Raw genomic sequence first — 16,177 nt, forward strand, 5'->3', positions numbered from 1 at the left:
TTCCTGACCGCACCGTATGGAGGAAAGGTGCTTGTCGAACGTCATACTGATAATTGCGTCTGGAACATTTTTGTGCGGTGCATTGTTGTTTCAACAACAGAGCCTTGCATGAATCGGGGGTGCTCTTAACCTATACGAACACCATATCAAAGGTTATGGTTGGTCATACGATCAATCGGACCTGACGGGTTCGAGACGGGTTCAACGGCCCCTCCCCATACGGGGACGCAACGTGACGTGAGGACGGGACTTGCTGTATCACCTGTACGACATGCAACACGCGGCCCTGGGGCCGATGCGTTTCTGGGCCGAAGCCGCTCAGCACACCTTCCAGAATCCCCTGGTTCCCCTCTCCCACACCAAGCTCGGCCGCGCGGTCGCGGCCGGCGCCGAACTGATCGAGCGGACGACCCGCCGCTTCGGCAAGCCGGCCTTCGGCCTGGAAGAGACGGTGGTCGAGGGGCGGACGGTGGCGATCACCGAGCGGATCGTGACCCGCACCCCCTTCTGCAACCTGCTGCATTTCTCCAAGCCCGAGGGCACGCCGGCCCAGCCGCGCGTCCTGCTGGTCGCCCCGATGTCGGGCCACCACGCGACGCTGCTGCGCGGCACGGTGGAGGGGCTGCTCGCCGACCATGACGTGTTCATCACCGACTGGATCGACGCCCGCCATGTGCCGCTGTCGGCCGGCCGCTTCGATCTCGACGACTACATCGAGACGGTGCAGGGGATGATCCGCTTCCTCGGCGAGCGCACCCACGTCGTCGCGGTGTGCCAGCCGGCGGTCCCGGTGATGGCGGCGGTGTCGCTGATGGCGGCGGCCGACGAGCCGGTGCAGGCGCGCTCCATGACCCTGATGGGCGGCCCGATCGACCCGATGGCCAACCCGACGACTCCGGTCAAGCTGGCCGTCGAGCGTCCGCTGTCCTGGTTCGAGAACAGCGTCATCACCACCGTGCCGATGTATTATCCGGGCGCCTTCCGCAAGGTCTATCCGGGCTTCATCCAGCTCTCGGGCTTCATGTCGATGAATCTCGACCGGCACATCGACGCCCACGTCAACCTGTTCCGCCATCTGGTGAAGGGCGACGGCGACTCGGCCGAGCAGCACCGCCGCTTCTACGACGAGTACCTGTCGGTGATGGACCTGTCGGCGGAATTCTACCTCCAGACCATCGAGACGGTGTTCCAGAAGCACGCCCTGCCCAACGGCACCTGGGTGTCGCGCGGCCGCAAGGTGGAGCCCTCGGCGATCCGCAAGACCGCGCTGATGACGGTCGAGGGCGAGCTGGACGACATCTCCGCTCCCGGCCAGACCATCGCGGCGCACCGCCTGTGCTCGTCGCTGCCCGACGGCATGCGCAAGACGCATTTCCAGGAGGGCGTCGGCCATTACGGCATCTTCAACGGCCGCCGCTGGCGCCAGAACATCCTGCCGGAAATCCGCGACTTCATCCGCGGCCACGACGCGTAAGGATGACGGAATGAGCCCTTCTTCCCTTGCGGGAGAGGGGCTCGTGTAAGAGCGCCGAACAGAATTCCGCTTTCGCCATCGGTGCCCAATGGAACCGTCATCCCCGCGAAGGCGGGGATGACGAGTCGAGAGACGACTCAAGCTTCTGTTCGGCGCTCAAAGCCTCTGTATGATTTTCCGACGGAAGGGCGGCTGAGCGCCCCTCACAGCTCCTGCGGCACGGTGACGACGACCGTCGTCCCGGCGCCGGGGACGCTGTCGATCGACAGGCGCCCGCCGAGCGGGCCGGTCACCGTGTTGAACACCACCGCCAGCCCCAGCCCCTTGTGGCCGCGCCCGCGCGCGGTGGTGAAGAAGGCGTTGGTCAGCGCCGGCAGATGGTCGGCGGCGATGCCGGCGCCCTGGTCGCGCACCGTCACCGCCCAGGCGGCCTTGCCGTCGAGCAGGGCGGCCTCCACCGACACCTCGGCCACGCCCGGCCCGCCGCGATAGCCATGGGCGGCGGCGTTGGCGAACAGATGGTGCAGCACCCGCTCCAGATGCAGACCATGGCCGAGCCACGGGCAGGGCGCCCCCGGCGCCACCCGCACCGTCAGCGGAATCTCCGGATGCAGGGTGGCGTGCAGCGTGGCGGCCTGCTCGGCCACGTGACGCAAGTCCAGCGCCTCCACCGGCTCGGCGTGCTGGCAGGCGGCGATGGCGGTGAAGGCCTCCACCAGATCGACGGCGCGGGCGAGGTTGGATTGCAGCAGCGCCGCCGGCTCGTGCAGTTCCTCCGCGCCCTGGCTGGCGAGATCCTGGAGATGGCTGGCCGCCGTCACGCAGATGCCGAGCGGCGTGTTCAACTCGTGCGCCAGCCCGGTCACCGCCTGGGTGATGGCGCGGTGGCGGGCCAGCTCGGATTCGGCGATGCGGGTGCGGCGCTCCAGATCCTCGCGCACCACCCGTTCCGACACCTCGCGGATCATCCGGCTCAACTGGCGCAGCAGCTTGGCCAGCAGGTCGGGGGAGGGGGAGATCAGGGCGAGGAACAGGTCGCGTTCCAGCTCGAACACCGTCACCGGGGTGGCGGCGATCACCGAGGCGGAGCGGGTGCCGCCATCGACCAGGGCCATCTCGCCGAAGCACTCGCCGGTCCGCCGGAAGCCGACCTCGACCTGTCCGCCGACCGAATCGCTGCGCACGACGCGAACGGTGCCGTCGATCAGAACATAGAGCGAATCGGCCTCCGCTCCCTCGCGCATCAGGACGCTGCCGGCGGGGGCCTTGAACACCCGGCCCCGGGCCTCGACCGCCGCCCGCTCCTCCGGGGTGAAGGAATCGAACAGGGCGATCCCGTCGAGGACGCCGGATGAGATTGGCATGGCTGTCAAGGGCTCCGGGGGATTACGTCCATTTAGCATAAACCAACCCCGCCCCCACGGCGAGACGCTATCGGCGTCGCGCGCTCAAGGAATTCCCCTTGTCACCGCTCATCACCGCTCATCACCGCCGGTCATGGCGCAACCGGCCGGGCGGTTTCTTTGCGCGCGCGCCCGTTCGGGCGCATAATCTCCGGAGCGGTCCGCCGTCGTTGCGGGTGGGCCATGGAACGCGGCCGTTCATCGCGCCTTCAGGGACGGAGATGTAGTGTGAAGCGTGGGACACTGATCGAAGCTCGGCAGCCGAGCCGGGGGCGTGAGCGGTAAGCATGGAACATCATCGTCGTCTGTACCGCACCCTGCGCCTGATCCGTGTGGTCGAGGAGGAGGTGGCGCGGGTCTACCCGACCGACGTCATCAAGAGCCCGGTCCACCTGTCCATCGGCCAGGAGTTCATCGCGGCCGGCGTCTGCGACGCGCTGGAGCCGCGCGACCACGTCTCCATCACCTACCGCGGGCACGCCGCCTACATCGCCAAGGGCGGCGACCTCAACGCCATGATCGCCGAGATGTACGGCAAGAAGACCGGCTGCTGCCAGGGGCGCGGCGGGTCGATGCATTTGATCGACATGAAGGCTGGCGTCATCGGCGCCTCGGCGGTGGTCGGCACCTCCATCCCGGTGGCCACCGGCTTCGCCCTCGCCGCCAGGCGCCGGCGGACCGGCGGGGTGGTCGTCTGCTTCATCGGCGACGGCGCCACCGAGGAGGGCTGCTTCGCCGAGAGCCTGAACTTCGCCGCCCTGCACAGGCTGCCGATCCTGTTCGTCTGCGAGAACAACGGCTACGCCATCCACGAACCGCTGGCCAAGCGCTGGGCCACCGACCGGCTGTGCGAGCGGGTGGCGACCTACGGCATTCCCGCCCGGCGGATCGGGGACGGCAGCGTCTTCACCGTGCGCGACGCGGCGCTGGAGGCGGTCGCCGCGATGCGCGACGGCGGCGGTCCGGCCTTCCTGGAGATCCTCTGCTGCCGCTGGCGCGAGCATGTCGGCCCGAACGAGGATTTCGACCAGGGCTACCGTTCCGCCGACGAGAAGACGCCGTGGGCGGAACGCGACGAGGTCGCCCGGCTGGCCGCCCGGCTGCCGCCGGCCGAGGTCGCCGCCATCGAAACCGACATCCTGGCAACGGTGAGCGCCGCCTTCGCCTTCGCCGAGGCCAGTCCTTTTCCGGTGACCGGGGACCTTCATGACCATGTCCACGCTTGAACCCGGTTCCGCGTCGGCAGGCCGGCTGCTGCGCTACGTCGATGCCCTGCGCGAGGCCTTCGCGCAGGAGATGGAGCGCGACGAGAGCGTCTTCGTCTTCGGGCTGGACGTGGACGACCACAAATCCATCCAGGGCTCGACCGCCGGGCTGCTGCAACGGTTCGGGCCGGAACGGGTGTTCACGACGCCGCTGTCGGAGGACGCCATGACCGGGGTCGCCATCGGCGCCGCCATGGCCGGCATGCGGCCGGTCCATGTCCACATCCGCATGGACTTCCTGCTGCTGTGCATGAACCAGCTGGTCAACATTGCGGCCAAGGCGCGCTACATGTACGGCGGCACGGTCAAGGTGCCGCTGGTCGTGCGCTCGATGGTCGGCAAGTCCTGGGGGCAGGGCGCCCAGCATTCCCAGGGGCTGCACTCGATGTTCATGCATGTGCCGGGGCTGAAGGTGGTGGCGCCCAGCAACGCGCACGACGCCAAGGGCTGCATGATCGCCGCCATCCGCGACGACAACCCGGTGATCGTCATGGAGCACCGGCTGCTCTACCCGACCGAGGCCTATGTCCCGGAAACCGCCTATGAGGTGCTGCCGGGCAAGGCGCGCGTGGTGGCGCCGGGGGGCGACGCGACGCTGGTCGGCATCTCCCACATGGTGGTGGAGTGCCTGCGCGCCCGCGAGCTGTTGGCGGAGGTCGGGATTTCGGCCGAGGTGATCGACCCGATCTGGCTGTCGCCGCTGGACATCGCCACCATCGTGGAGTCGGCGCGGCGGACGCGGCGGCTGGTGGTCGCCGACACCGGCTGGACCGCCTGCGGCGCCGGGGCGGAGATCGTCGCGGCGGTGCTGGAGCAGCTCGGGCCGGAGGGAGGGATCGCCGTCAAGCGGATCGGCTTCGCCCCGACCACCTGCCCGCCCTCGCCGCCGCTGGAGGCCGCCTTCTACCCCAACCCCGGCACGGTGGCCGCCGCCGTCCACGCGCTGGTCCGGCCGAAGGACGCGGCCTGGACCCCCGACCCGGAACGCGCCAAACTCGCCCACCAAGTGCAGTTCCGCGGCCCATTCTAAGGCCAGGCTGGATCTGGATTCAGGAGAGCACGAACGATGTTCTACGAGTTGGCGGCGTCCACCTGGGGCCCCGAGGAGATCGCGGCGATCGAGCGGGTGGTCGCTTCCGGCCGCTTCACGATGGGCGAGCAGGTGGCGGCGTTCGAGCGGGAGTTCGCCGACTATTTCGGCGTCCGCCACGGGATCATGGTCAATTCCGGCTCGTCCGCCAACCTCGTGGCGGTCGCAGCACTCGCCTACAAGGCGGAGCGCCCGCTCCAGCGCGGCGACGAGGTGATCGTCCCGGCGATCTCCTGGGCCACGACCTACCACCCGCTCCAGCAATACGGCCTGAAGCTCCGCTTCGTCGACGTCGAGCTGGACACGCTGAACATCGACACGTCCAAGCTGGAGCAGGCGCTGACGCCGCGCACGCGCGCCATCGTTCCGGTGTCGATCCTCGGCAACCCGGCGGCGCTCGACGTCATCCGCGCCTTCGCCGACGCCCACGGCCTCTACGTGCTGGAGGACAACTGCGAGTCGATGGACGCCGCGCTGAACGGCCGGAAGACCGGAACCTTCGGCGACCTCAACAGCTTCAGCTTCTTCTTCTCGCACCACATCTCGACCATGGAAGGCGGGATGGTGCTGACCGACGACCTGGAACTGGCTCATCTCTGCCGCGCCATGCGCGCCCATGGCTGGACCCGCGACCTGCCCGCCGACACGCCGCTGTACCGGCGCGGGGATTCGGACCATTTCGAGGCCTACCGCTTCATCCTGCCCGGCTACAACGTCCGCCCGCTGGAGCTGGAGGGCGCCATCGGCCGCGAGCAGTTGAAGAAGCTGCCGGCCCTGACCGCCGCCCGGCGCAGGAACATGGCGCTGTTCCAGGAGCTGTTCGCCGGGGACGGGCGCTTCATCATCCAGCGCGAGAACGGCGTCTCGTCCTGCTTCAGCTTCACGATCATCCTCAACCCCGACCGCGATCCCGACCGGGAGATGGTCTTCGCCGCGCTGAAGGAGGCCGACATCGGCTTCCGCATCATCACCGGCGGCTGCTTCCTGCGGCACGACGTGCTGAAATATTACGACTACGACACGGTCGGCGAGATCCGGAACGCCCACACGGCGCACGACCTGGGCTTCTTCGTCGGCAACCACCCCTATGACCTGACCCCGCAGATCGAGCGGCTGCGCGCCGTGCTCGACCGCGTGTGTTCCTGACGCGGCGGGAAGCGGAGAGACATCATGGCGGACAGCACGAGCATCCTCGTCACCGGCGGCGCCGGCTATCTCGGATCCATCCTGGTTCCGGCCCTGCTCGACGCCGGGCACAGGGTCACGGTTCTGGACAGCTTCCTGTTCCGGCAGGCGCCGCTGGCCCATGTCTGCGCGCACCCGAACTTCGACATCGTGCGTGGCGACGCCCGCAGCGAGGACGTGCTGCGGCCGCTGATCAAGAGCGCCGACGTGGTGATCCCGCTGGCGGCGCTGGTCGGGGCGCCGCTGTGCGACGCCGACACGCTGGCGGCGGCGAGCACCAACCGCGACGCCGTGCTGACGCTGGTCCGGATGCTGTCGAAGGACCAGCGCATCATGATGCCGGTGACGAATTCCGGCTACGGCATCGGCGAGGCGGGCAAGTTCTGCACGGAGGAGACGCCGTTGCGCCCGCTTTCGCTCTACGGCCGCACCAAGGTCGAGGCCGAGGCGGCGGTGCTGGAGCGCGGCAACGCCCTCTCCTTCCGGCTGGCCACCGTGTTCGGCATGGCGCCGCGCATGCGGATCGACCTGCTGGTCAACGACTTCGTGCATCGGGCGCTGAACGACCGCGCCGTTGTGCTGTTCGAGCCGCATTTCAAGCGCAACTACATCCACATCCGCGACGTCGCCCGCGCCTTCCTGCATGGGTTGGACCATTTCGAGGCGATGAAGGACCGGCCCTACAACGTCGGCCTGTCGGACGCCAATTTGTCGAAATGGGAGCTGTGCGAGGTCATCGCCCGGCATCTTCCCAAATTCGTCTTCCTGGAGGCGCCGATCGGCGAGGACCCGGACAAGCGCGACTACATCGTGTCGAACGAGCGGATCGAGGCCACCGGCTACCGGCCGGCCTTCTCGCTCGACGACGGCATCCGGGAACTGATCAAGGGCTACCGCATGCTGCGCAACAGCCGCTACGGCAACGTCTGAAGCGGGGGAGGGCGCGGATCACGGCGTCCGCCGGCCGCGTCGGTCCCACGCTCATCCAGCCGGGCGGGCGCACGGCCCCGTTTCGCCGTCGTTCCGCCGTTCGGGTTTCCTTTCGGGGTTTTCCACCACCATGACCTCCGCCCTCGCCAGCCTCCGCCTGCATCCGGCCGATTCCATCGTCATCCTGACCGGGGCCGGGATTTCCAAGGAATCCGGTCTGGACACCTTCCGCTGCGCCGTCGGGATCTGGTCGCAGGTCGATCTGGAGGACGTCGCCACCCCGCAGGGTTTCGCCCGCGATCCCGATCTGGTCCACCGCTTCTACAACGACCGGCGGCGCGGTCTGCACGACCCGGCGATCCGGCCCAACGCGGCCCATGTGGCGCTGGCCGGGCTGGAGCGCCGCTGGAAGGGCTCGGTCCTGATCGTCACCCAGAACATCGACGACCTGCACGAGCGCGCCGGCTCGACCAGGCTGCTCCACATGCACGGCGAGCTTCTGAAGGCCTTCTGCCAGCATTGCCGGACGGTGGTGGACTGCCACGGCGACCTGTCGGTGCACGACCATTGCCTGACCTGCGGGCGCAAGGGCGGCATGCGGCCGGACGTCGTGTGGTTCGGCGAGATGCCCTACCACATGGAGCGCATCCAGCAGGCGCTGGCCGACTGCGACCTGTTCGTGTCGATCGGCACCTCGGGCAACGTCTACCCGGCCGCCGGCTTCGTCGCCGAGGCGCGGGCCGGCGGCGCCCACACGGTCGAGCTGAACCTGGAACCGTCGGAGGGGGCGAGCCATTTCCATGGTGCCGTCCACGGCCCGGCCACCGAGGTGGTGCCGGCCTTCGTCCGGGATTTGCTGGCGCTTGTCTGAGATCGAGAGGCTGTTCGAGAAGGTCCGCGCCTGCACGCTTTGCGCGGGCGTGCTGCCGCACGGCTGCCGGCCGGTGCTGCGCGGAACGCCGACGTCGCGCCTGCTGATCGTCGGGCAGGCGCCGGGCGCGCGGGTGCACGCCTCGGGCATCCCGTGGAACGACCCGTCGGGCGACCGGCTGCGGCGCTGGCTCGCCATGGACCGCGACGCCTTCTACGACGAATCGCGGATCGCCGTGGTGCCGATGGGGCTGTGCTACCCCGGCACCGCGCCGAAGGGCGGGGATTACCCGCCGCGTCCGGAATGCGCGCCGCTGTGGCATCCGCCGCTGCTCGACGCGCTGGGCGGCGTCCGGCTGACGCTGCTGATCGGGCAGTACGCCCAGGCGCGCTATCTGGGGACACGCCGCAAGGCGACGATGACGGAGACGGTGGCGGCGTGGCGGGAGTACGGGCCGGCCTTCATCCCGCTGCCGCACCCGAGTTGGCGCAACACGGCCTGGCTGAACCGCAACCCGTGGTTCGACGAGGAACTCGTCCCGGCCCTGCGCCGCCGGGTCGCGGAGGCTCTGGACGGGTAGGGCGCCCTTGCCCCGCCGCCCTCACTCCATCGCCCTTACTCCATCGCTTCGAGCCGCTCCATGTCGTCGTCGGAGAAGCCGAAATGGTGGCCGATCTCGTGGATCAGCACATGGCGGACGATGGCCGGCAGCTCCTCCCCGGTCTCGCACCAGTAATCGAGGATCGGGCGGCGGTAGAGGAAGACCATGTCCGGCCCGCCGCGCAGGTCGGCGACGCTTTGCCGCGTCATATCGACCCCCCGGTAGAGGCCCAGCAGGTCGAAGGGGCTTTCCAGCTCCATCTCGCGCTCGGTATCCTCGTCGGGGAAGTCCTCGACATGGATGACGAGGTTCCCGACCGGGGCGAGCAGCTCCGCCGGGATGGTGTCGAGGGCGTCTTCGGCCATCCGTTCCAGGTCTTCGACCGTGGGCGGAACCGTATGGGGACCAGCGGGTTTCCGTATCATGGCCCAGAAGGTAGCGAGGGACGGCCCGTCCGCCAAGGACCGCCGCCGCAACAAAATGCAAGGAGGAGCAGTCGTCATGTCGGATCGATTGGTCGGAGCGCATCGCCAGACGGCGTTGAAGGAACTGCACGGCTGGGCCGAGGTTCTGGAGCGTGACGCCATCCGAAAGACCTACCATTTCGCCGACTTCCCGGCGGCGTGGGGCTTCATGAACCAGGTGGCGCTGCTGGCCGAGAGGACCGGCCATCACCCGGAATGGTTCAACGACCTGGGCCGCGTCGAGGTGATCCTCTACACCCGCTCCGCCGACGGGGTGACGCAGGCCGACGTCGAGTTCGCCCACCGGCTGGACCAGATCGCCCCCGCCCACGACCGGTAGGGACCGCTGGCGGGCAACCGCCGGACTCTTGCGCTCTCCCCCGCTGCGCCGCATCATCGCGGCAACAAACAAACGGGGGAGAGGACACCATCATGCCGAACCGCAAGCCCTGCGCTGCGCTGGCGATCCTGGCCGTCGGGGCGGCGCTCGGCGCGCTGCCGGGGGCCGCGCCGTCCTGGGCGCAAGTCCGCACCGACCTCGTGGTCGGCATGGCGCTGGAGCCGCCCCACCTCGACCCGACGGCCGGAGCGGCGGCGGCGATCAAGGAGGTCACCTACGCCAACCTCTACGAGCCGCTGACCCGCATCGACGCCGAAGGCAACGTCGTCCCCGGCTTGGCGCGGAGCTGGACGGTGTCGGACGACGGGCTGACCTACCGCTTCACCCTGCGGCCCGGCGTCCGGTTCCACGACGGCACCGCCTGCGATTCGGCCGACGTGAAGTTCTCGCTCGACCGCGCGCGGGCGGCGGATTCGGTCAACGCGCAGAAGGCCTACTTCGCGCCGATCGCTTCGGTCGAGACACCCGATCCGGCCACCGTCGTCGTCACGCTGTCGCGGCCCGACGGTCTGTTCCTCTTCCACATGGCCAGCGGCGACGCCGCCATCGTGGCGCCGGAGAGCGCGGCGGCCAACAAGCAGAAGCCGGTCGGCACCGGACCCTTCAAGTTCGAGCGCTGGGTGGCCGGCGACCGCGTCGTGCTGGTGCGCAACCCCGATTATGACGGGCCGAAGCCGGCGCTGGAGCGGGTGTCCTTCCGCTTCATCAGCGACCCCGCCGCCCAGGTCGCGGCGCTGAAGGCCGGCGACGTCGACGCCTTCACCCTGTTCAGCACCTACGAGGCGCTGCCGGAGTTCCGCAACGACCCGAAATTCACCGTCACCGTCGGCACGACGGAGGGCGAGACCATCCTGTCGACCAACAACGCCCGCAAGCCCTTCGACGACGTCCGCGTCCGCCGCGCCATGGCCCACGCCATCGACCGCCCGACGCTGATCGAGGGCGTGCTGTACGGCAACGGCGTCGCCATCGGCAGCCACTTCCCGCCGCACCGCGCCGGCTACGTCGACCTGACCGGGATGTATCCTTACGACCCGAAGAAGGCGCGGGCGCTGCTGGCCGAGGCCGGCTACCCCGACGGCTTCGAGACGACGCTGCGCCTGCCGCCGCCGCCCTACGCCCGGCGCGGCGGCGAGTTGATCGCCGCCATGCTCGCCGAGGTCGGCATCCGCGCCAGGACCGAGCCGATGGAATGGGCGGCGTGGCTGGAAAAGGTGTTCAAGGGCAAGGATTACGACCTGACCATGATCGCCCACACCGAGCCGCTGGACATCGACGTCTACGGCCGTGCCGACTACTACTTCAATTACGGGAACGACCGCTTCAAGGCGGTGGAGGAGGAGCTGAACCGCAGCCAGGATCCGGCCAGGCGCAACGCGCTCTACGGCGAGCAGCAGCGGATCCTGGCCGAGGACGCGGTGAACGGCTTCCTGTTCATGCTGCCCTCCATCACCGTGCAGAACGCCAAGCTGGCGGGGATGTGGGTGAACCGGCCGATCCAGGCGAACGACGTCACCGGCGTGTCGTGGAAGTAAGGATAGACGTTTGCTCGCCTTCCTGCTGCGCCGGCTGCTGACGCTGCTGCTGACCGCCTGGCTCGCCACCGTCGCGGTCTTCGCCGTGCTGGAGGCGGTGCCGGGCGACCCGGCGCTGGTGATGCTGGGGGTGAACGCCCAGCCCGACACGCTGGCCGCCCTGCGCGCCCAGATGGGGCTCGACCGGCCGCTGGCCGAGCGCTACCTGCGCTGGACCGGCGGGCTGCTGCGCGGCGACCTCGGCGTCAGCCTGACCTACGCGCGCCCGGTCGCCGATCTGGTGGCGGAGCGGCTGGTGGTGACGCTGCCGCTGGCGCTGCTGTCGCTGGCGCTGAGCACGGCGGCGGCGATCCCGCTGGGGCTGCTGGCGGCGGCGCGGCGCGGGCGCGGCGGCGACTGGGCGGTGCTGGGCTTCACCCAGCTCGGCGTCGCCATGCCCAGCTTCTGGATCGCCATCCTGTTGATCCTGCTGTTTTCCGTAACGCTCGGCTGGTTTCCGGCCGGCGGCTTTCCGGGCTGGGAGGCCGGCGCCGGGCCGGCCTTGAAGGCGTTGCTGCTGCCCGCCGTGGCGCTGGCGGTGCCGGAGGCGGCGATCCTCGCCCGCGTCACCCGCACCGCCATCCTCGACACGCTGGGCGAGGATCATGTCCGCACCGCGCGGGCCAAGGGGGTGGGGCGGACGGCGGTGCTGCTGCGCCACGCCCTGCCCAACGCGCTGCTGCCGGTGGCGACGGTGCTGGGGCTGCAACTGTCCTTTCTTGTCGCCGGGGCGGTGGTGGTGGAGAACGTGTTCACCCTGCCGGGGCTGGGGCGGCTGCTCTACCAGGCCATCGGCCAGCGGGATCTGATCGTGGTGCAGGGGGTGGTCGTGCTGCTGGCGGTGTTCGTCGTGGTGGTCAACGCGCTGGTCGACATCGCCTGCGCCGCGGTCGATCCAAGGCCGAGGGCGGAGGGGTGACGGCGGTGGCTATCCTTACCTGCGCCTCTCTGATTTTTGCCTCCCCGCGACCTATTCCCTCTCCCTCCCGGGGAGAGGGGGAAAAGAGCGGCGGGAGGGCGCGGTCATGACGGTCCGGCGCCTTCCCCTCTCCCTCCGGCTCGGCCTCGTCCTGGTCGCGCTTCTTCTCGGCGTCGCCCTGCTGTCTCTGGTCTGGACGCCCTTTCCGGCCGACAAGGTCCGCGTCGTCGCCCGGCTGCGCCCGCCGGGCGCCGGGCATTGGCTGGGCACCGACCATTTCGGGCGCGACGTGCTGTCGATGATCATGGTCGGCGCCCGCAACTCGCTGTCGATCGCGGCGGCGGCGGTCGGGCTCGGGCTGCTGTTCGGGGTGCCGCTCGGGCTGGCCGCCGCGGCGCTCGGGCGCTGGGGCGACGAGATCCTCGCCCGGCTCGGCGATCTGGTCTTCGCCTTTCCCGCCGTGCTGTCGGCGATCCTGCTGACCGCCGTTCTGGGGGCCGGCGCCGTCAACGTCGTTCTGGCGCTCGGGCTGTTCAACGCCGCCGTCCTGGCGCGGGTCACGCGCGGCGCGGCGCTGGCCGTGTGGCGGCGCGAGTTCGTGCGGGCGGCGCTGGCGCTCGGGCGCGGGCCGCTGTCGGTGACGCGCGTGCATGTGCTGCCGAACGTGGCCGGGGTGGTGGTGGTGCAGGCGACCGTGCTGTTCGCCGTCGCCATCGTCAACGAGGCGGCGCTGAGCTACCTCGGGCTCGGCATCCAGCCGCCGAGCCCGAGCTGGGGCAAGATGCTGGGCGACGCCCAGACCCACCTGTTCAACGCGCCCTTGCAGGCGGTCTTTCCCGGCGCCGCCATCGCGCTGAGCGTGCTGGGGCTGACGCTGCTGGGCGATGGCTTGCGCGACTGGCTCGATCCCCGTCAGCGCGGCGAGTCGGGGCTGCTGTGACCGTTCTTCGGCCGGCCAAGATCAGGGGGTCGAGCGGGCGCGGTCGGACAGCTCGATGAGGTCCATCAGCTCGTTGCTCTTCCAGTAGCGCGACTTGCCGACTTCGGTCCGCGCGGTGGCGACGAGGTCGTCGATGATCGACTGCTCGTCGTCGCCCAGCGGGCCGCCGCGCTCCAGCCGGTGCGACAGCAGGCGGGTCATGTTGTGGCTGAAGGTGGGGATCCAGGCGCTGATGCGCTGGCCGAACACGTTGCTCAGCGTGTTGATGCGCAGCAGATGCTCCATCCGTTCGTCGAGCGGGTCGTCCTCCTCGAACTTCATCGCCCGTTCGACGTTGGCGCGCAGTTCCTCCAGCAGGGTCTCGCGCCACTTCACCAGATCGTAGGTCTCGAAACCGAAGTCGCGGGCCATGCGCTGCCACTGCCACAGCAGGCGGTTCAGCCAGACGATGTCGCCATGGTCGATGACCGGCTGGCGCCGCGCCGCCGCCGCCTGCCCGGAACGCTCCATGGCCACCGCCGCCACGCGCGAACCGATGATCTTGCTGGCGCCGCCCCAGGCGTTGCGGAAGGCCGGCTCGCTGCGCCGGTCCTCCATCAGCCCGGCGGCGGTGGCCGCGCCGATCAGCTCGGCCAGCCGCTGCATCAGCGATTCCAGCCGGGCCTTCTCCTTGGCGCTCGGCCGGATGGCGGAGCCGGGAACCCGCTCGTTCAGCTTCAGGATGACCGTCAGCGCGGCGGTCAGGGCGCGGGTCACGCCGATGAAATGGCCGGTCAGCGCCGCCGTCACCGTGCCGCCGCGCCCCGGATCGACGCTGCTCTGCCGGATGTAGAGCGCCACCACGCCGTAATTGCGCTTCACCGACAGCACCGACAGCGGCAGCAGGTTGGCGTCGTCGTCGCCGTGGCGGTCGCGCAGCGCCTCGGTCGCCTCGACCAGGGCGTCGGCCTTGCGCTCGCGGTCCGCCTCGCCGGCGCAGGCGGCCGGGAAGCCGTCGAGTCGGGCGGCGACGGCCTTCATCGACCCCTCGGCGTTCGCCAGGATGTGGTGCATCAGCCGCAGCGTGCCGATCTCGACCGGCGGGGTCTTTTCCAGGAAGCCCGACATCAGGCGGGTGCGGCGCGGCCGGTTGCGCGACATCGAGGCAAGGATCTCGTCCGTCGCCTTCTTGGTGGCGAGAAGCCCGTCGAGATGCCTGACCGCGGCGACGCGCATCCGTTCCTTCAGGACGGTCGCCGGGGGGGATTTCAGGACGCGGTCGATCACCTCGTCGCGGGCCATCTCGTCCAGCAGCTCCTGCGCCTCGACCGCCAGCAGGGGGAAGGCGTCGCGGCTCAGCACCTCCCACAGGGCACCGGCGTCGATCCGTTGCAGCATGCCGGGCACGGAGACGCCCGCGTGATAGAGCGCGTCGTCGTCGATCAGGAAGGCTTCGAACAGGTTGGTGAACAGGCGCCGCGCGCGGTTGGTGCGCTGGCGGTTCAGATACTCGATGACGTATTGGCGGATGAGCAGGACCCGGTCGGTCGGTTCGCTGTCCATGCCCTCGATCTCGCTCAGCAGGCTGTAGACGAGGGTGGCGGGCAGGCGGGCCACCAGATCGTCGATTTTTGCTCGCAGATCGTCCTGGGAATCGTCGGTCATGCGCCGGGAATCATGCGGGAAAGGTTGCGCCGGTTGAGCGGTCCGCCGCCGTTGTAGCGGCGGATCGGTTAATTTTGGCGTAACGAATTTCCGCCGGAACGATGGGGGGAACCCTGCCTTTCGGCCGGGCGCCGGGGCTGGGCCGCCCCCACCGTCGTCACCGTCCTTGCGGAGGGTTTCAGCCGTTGCGCTGCTTGGCGATGGGCTGGGAGAATTGCAGTTCGATGTCCCAGGGGAAGTGGATCCAGGTGTCCTGGCTGACCTCGGTGATGAAGGTGTCGACCAGCGGCCGGCCGGCCGGCTTGGCGTAGACGGTGGCGAAATGCGCCTTGGGCAGCATCTTGCGCACGATCACCGCGGTCTTTCCGGTGTCGACCAGATCGTCGATGATCAGCCAGCCCTCGCCGTCGCCGGCATGGGAGCCCTCGACGCCCTTCAGCACCGCCGCCTCGCGCTGGTTCTGGTGGTCGTAGCTGGAGACGCAGACCGTGTCGATCAGGCGGATTTCCAGTTCGCGCGCGATGATGGCGGCGGGAACCATGCCGCCGCGCGTGATCGCGATGATGCCCTTCCACGGACCCTTGTCGATCAGGCGCCAGGCCAGCGCCTTGGCGTTGCGGTGCAGCTCTTCCCAGGACACCGGGAAATGCTTGTTGGATGAGGCTTCGGCCACGGGAGGACACTCCAGAAAACAGATGCGGCTTGTATATCGCAGGCCGGCTTTTCCGGCAATCGGGGGCCACGGCGCGACGCGTCTCCCCGGGCAGGGAAAAAGAGTGAAAAAAGCGCTTGCGGGGCCGGAGGCTTTTGAGTAAGTTGCGCGCCTCGACGCCAGCGGGCAACCGACGGCGCCGGGAAAGAGTGATGTTTCGGATGCGCCCGTAGCTCAGCTGGATAGAGCATCAGACTACGAATCTGAGGGTCAGGAGTTCGAATCTCTTCGGGCGCGCCATCCTCCTCGAACAACGAGCAAGGCCACCTTCGGGTGGCCTTCGTCGTTTTCGAAGGTTTTTCTTGGGACGGGTGACGAAATTCTTTCAAAGAAGGGCTTGCGCGGGCCTGAGGATTTGAGTAGGTTGCGCGCCTCGACGCCGGTGGCGGCGAGACAGGAAGTGGACAAGGCGCCCGTAGCTCAGCTGGATAGAGCATCAGACTACGAATCTGAGGGTCAGGAGTTCGAATCTCTTCGGGCGCGCCATCCTTCCTAAAAAAGATCAGCGACTTACGAGTGGGCGGCCCTTTGGCCGCCCTTCGTCGTTTTGGGCTTTCGCCGGCAACCGTTGGCGTGGTTCGAAAGTTCCGGAAGGCCCGGAGCCCTGTCCGATTCATATCTGAACGAATTGTTTGTGTGGAATATGGCCGCATCTGAACAGGCGTGGTCGCAATTTCATACAAGTCGTAACCTCTCTGAAAATCA

At 68.8% G+C, this 16,177-nt stretch carries 15 protein-coding genes and 2 tRNA genes; 13 read left to right on the forward strand and 4 right to left on the reverse strand.

Going from position 1 to position 16,177, the window contains the following annotated elements; genetic code table 11:
- Positions 1-250 precede the first annotated feature (250 nt).
- Complete coding sequence (locus tag J2847_RS16000; RefSeq protein WP_209779899.1) at positions 251-1,474, forward strand: polyhydroxyalkanoate depolymerase; 1,224 nt, start codon at positions 251-253, stop codon at positions 1,472-1,474.
- Between the two features lie 203 nt (positions 1,475-1,677).
- On the opposite strand, the gene J2847_RS16005 is transcribed toward J2847_RS16000, so the two are convergent.
- Positions 1,678-2,838 carry a cyclic nucleotide-binding domain-containing protein gene (locus tag J2847_RS16005; protein WP_233474559.1) on the reverse strand — a complete coding sequence of 387 codons (1,161 nt, stop codon included), beginning with the start codon at positions 2,836-2,838 and terminating at the stop codon, positions 1,678-1,680.
- Between the two features lie 326 nt (positions 2,839-3,164).
- Between J2847_RS16005 and J2847_RS16010 the strand changes: the two genes are divergently transcribed.
- From J2847_RS16010 to J2847_RS16035, 6 genes are all read left to right on the forward strand, one after another.
- Positions 3,165-4,103, forward strand: coding sequence for a thiamine pyrophosphate-dependent dehydrogenase E1 component subunit alpha (locus J2847_RS16010; protein ID WP_209779901.1), 939 nt, complete (start codon positions 3,165-3,167; stop codon positions 4,101-4,103).
- Positions 4,090-5,172 carry an alpha-ketoacid dehydrogenase subunit beta gene (locus J2847_RS16015; RefSeq protein ID WP_209779902.1) on the forward strand — a complete coding sequence of 361 codons (1,083 nt, stop codon included), beginning with the start codon at positions 4,090-4,092 and terminating at the stop codon, positions 5,170-5,172. The genes J2847_RS16010 and J2847_RS16015 overlap by 14 nt, the downstream gene beginning before the upstream one ends.
- A 36-nt stretch (positions 5,173-5,208) precedes the next feature.
- On the forward strand, positions 5,209-6,378 hold the full coding sequence (locus tag J2847_RS16020; RefSeq protein ID WP_209779903.1) for a DegT/DnrJ/EryC1/StrS family aminotransferase: 1,170 nt from the start codon (positions 5,209-5,211) through the stop codon (positions 6,376-6,378).
- Between the two features lie 24 nt (positions 6,379-6,402).
- A complete protein-coding gene (locus tag J2847_RS16025) occupies positions 6,403-7,347 on the forward strand; it encodes an NAD-dependent epimerase/dehydratase family protein (RefSeq protein ID WP_209779904.1) in 945 nt (314 codons plus the stop codon).
- Positions 7,348-7,477: 130 nt separating this feature from the next.
- On the forward strand, positions 7,478-8,218 hold the full coding sequence (cobB, locus tag J2847_RS16030; protein WP_209779905.1) for a Sir2 family NAD+-dependent deacetylase: 741 nt from the start codon (positions 7,478-7,480) through the stop codon (positions 8,216-8,218).
- Complete coding sequence (locus tag J2847_RS16035) at positions 8,211-8,798, forward strand: uracil-DNA glycosylase family protein (RefSeq protein ID WP_233474560.1); 588 nt, start codon at positions 8,211-8,213, stop codon at positions 8,796-8,798. The genes cobB and J2847_RS16035 overlap by 8 nt, the downstream gene beginning before the upstream one ends.
- Before the next feature lie 35 nt (positions 8,799-8,833).
- On the opposite strand, the gene J2847_RS16040 is transcribed toward J2847_RS16035, so the two are convergent.
- Positions 8,834-9,184: a metallopeptidase family protein gene (locus J2847_RS16040; protein WP_085555637.1), complete on the reverse strand. Its 351-nt coding sequence runs from the start codon at positions 9,182-9,184 to the stop codon at positions 8,834-8,836.
- A 136-nt stretch (positions 9,185-9,320) separates the two neighbouring features.
- Between J2847_RS16040 and J2847_RS16045 the strand changes: the two genes are divergently transcribed.
- The 4 genes from J2847_RS16045 (at position 9,321) to J2847_RS16060 (ending at position 13,116) form a co-directional block, all read left to right on the forward strand.
- On the forward strand, positions 9,321-9,623 hold the full coding sequence (locus J2847_RS16045; RefSeq protein WP_209779907.1) for a 4a-hydroxytetrahydrobiopterin dehydratase: 303 nt from the start codon (positions 9,321-9,323) through the stop codon (positions 9,621-9,623).
- Positions 9,624-9,715: 92 nt separating this feature from the next.
- A complete protein-coding gene (locus J2847_RS16050) occupies positions 9,716-11,218 on the forward strand; it encodes an ABC transporter substrate-binding protein (protein WP_209779908.1) in 1,503 nt (500 codons plus the stop codon).
- Between the two features lie 10 nt (positions 11,219-11,228).
- The gene (locus tag J2847_RS16055; RefSeq protein WP_209779909.1) at positions 11,229-12,176 is read left to right on the forward strand and encodes an ABC transporter permease; all 948 of its coding nucleotides are present in this window, start codon (positions 11,229-11,231) and stop codon (positions 12,174-12,176) included.
- 106 nt (positions 12,177-12,282) lie between these two features.
- Positions 12,283-13,116: an ABC transporter permease gene (locus tag J2847_RS16060; protein WP_209779910.1), complete on the forward strand. Its 834-nt coding sequence runs from the start codon at positions 12,283-12,285 to the stop codon at positions 13,114-13,116.
- Positions 13,117-13,137: 21 nt separating this feature from the next.
- Here J2847_RS16060 and J2847_RS16065 read toward each other — a convergent pair whose 3' ends face one another.
- Both J2847_RS16065 and gpt read right to left on the reverse strand, forming a co-directional pair.
- Entirely contained in the window at positions 13,138-14,760 is a 1,623-nt protein-coding gene (locus J2847_RS16065) for a hypothetical protein (RefSeq protein ID WP_209779911.1), read from the reverse strand.
- 178 nt (positions 14,761-14,938) lie between these two features.
- A complete protein-coding gene (gene gpt / locus J2847_RS16070) occupies positions 14,939-15,433 on the reverse strand; it encodes a xanthine phosphoribosyltransferase (RefSeq protein WP_085555643.1) in 495 nt (164 codons plus the stop codon).
- Between the two features lie 202 nt (positions 15,434-15,635).
- On the opposite strand from gpt, the gene J2847_RS16075 reads away from it, so the two are divergent.
- Both J2847_RS16075 and J2847_RS16080 read left to right on the forward strand, forming a co-directional pair.
- Positions 15,636-15,712: transfer RNA gene (locus J2847_RS16075), tRNA-Arg, on the forward strand.
- Between the two features lie 169 nt (positions 15,713-15,881).
- Positions 15,882-15,958: transfer RNA gene (locus tag J2847_RS16080), tRNA-Arg, on the forward strand.
- The last annotated feature ends 219 nt before the right edge of the window (positions 15,959-16,177 follow it).

This window comes from Azospirillum agricola, assembly GCF_017876095.1.
GTDB lineage: Bacteria > Pseudomonadota > Alphaproteobacteria > Azospirillales > Azospirillaceae > Azospirillum > Azospirillum agricola.

Bases quoted from the DNA above. Each gene is read 5' to 3' on its own strand.
- J2847_RS16005 (WP_233474559.1), bottom strand. From the start codon at position 2,838: ATGCCAATCTCATCCGGCGTCCTCGACGGGATCGCCCTGTTCGATTCC.
- J2847_RS16010 (WP_209779901.1), top strand. From the start codon at position 3,165: ATGGAACATCATCGTCGTCTGTACCGCACCCTGCGCCTGATCCGTGTG.
- J2847_RS16015 (WP_209779902.1), top strand. From the start codon at position 4,090: ATGTCCACGCTTGAACCCGGTTCCGCGTCGGCAGGCCGGCTGCTGCGC.
- J2847_RS16020 (WP_209779903.1), top strand. From the start codon at position 5,209: ATGTTCTACGAGTTGGCGGCGTCCACCTGGGGCCCCGAGGAGATCGCG.
- J2847_RS16025 (WP_209779904.1), top strand. From the start codon at position 6,403: ATGGCGGACAGCACGAGCATCCTCGTCACCGGCGGCGCCGGCTATCTC.
- cobB (WP_209779905.1), top strand. From the start codon at position 7,478: ATGACCTCCGCCCTCGCCAGCCTCCGCCTGCATCCGGCCGATTCCATC.
- J2847_RS16040 (WP_085555637.1), bottom strand. From the start codon at position 9,184: ATGGCCGAAGACGCCCTCGACACCATCCCGGCGGAGCTGCTCGCCCCG.
- J2847_RS16045 (WP_209779907.1), top strand. From the start codon at position 9,321: ATGTCGGATCGATTGGTCGGAGCGCATCGCCAGACGGCGTTGAAGGAA.
- J2847_RS16050 (WP_209779908.1), top strand. From the start codon at position 9,716: ATGCCGAACCGCAAGCCCTGCGCTGCGCTGGCGATCCTGGCCGTCGGG.
- J2847_RS16060 (WP_209779910.1), top strand. From the start codon at position 12,283: ATGACGGTCCGGCGCCTTCCCCTCTCCCTCCGGCTCGGCCTCGTCCTG.
- J2847_RS16065 (WP_209779911.1), bottom strand. From the start codon at position 14,760: ATGACCGACGATTCCCAGGACGATCTGCGAGCAAAAATCGACGATCTG.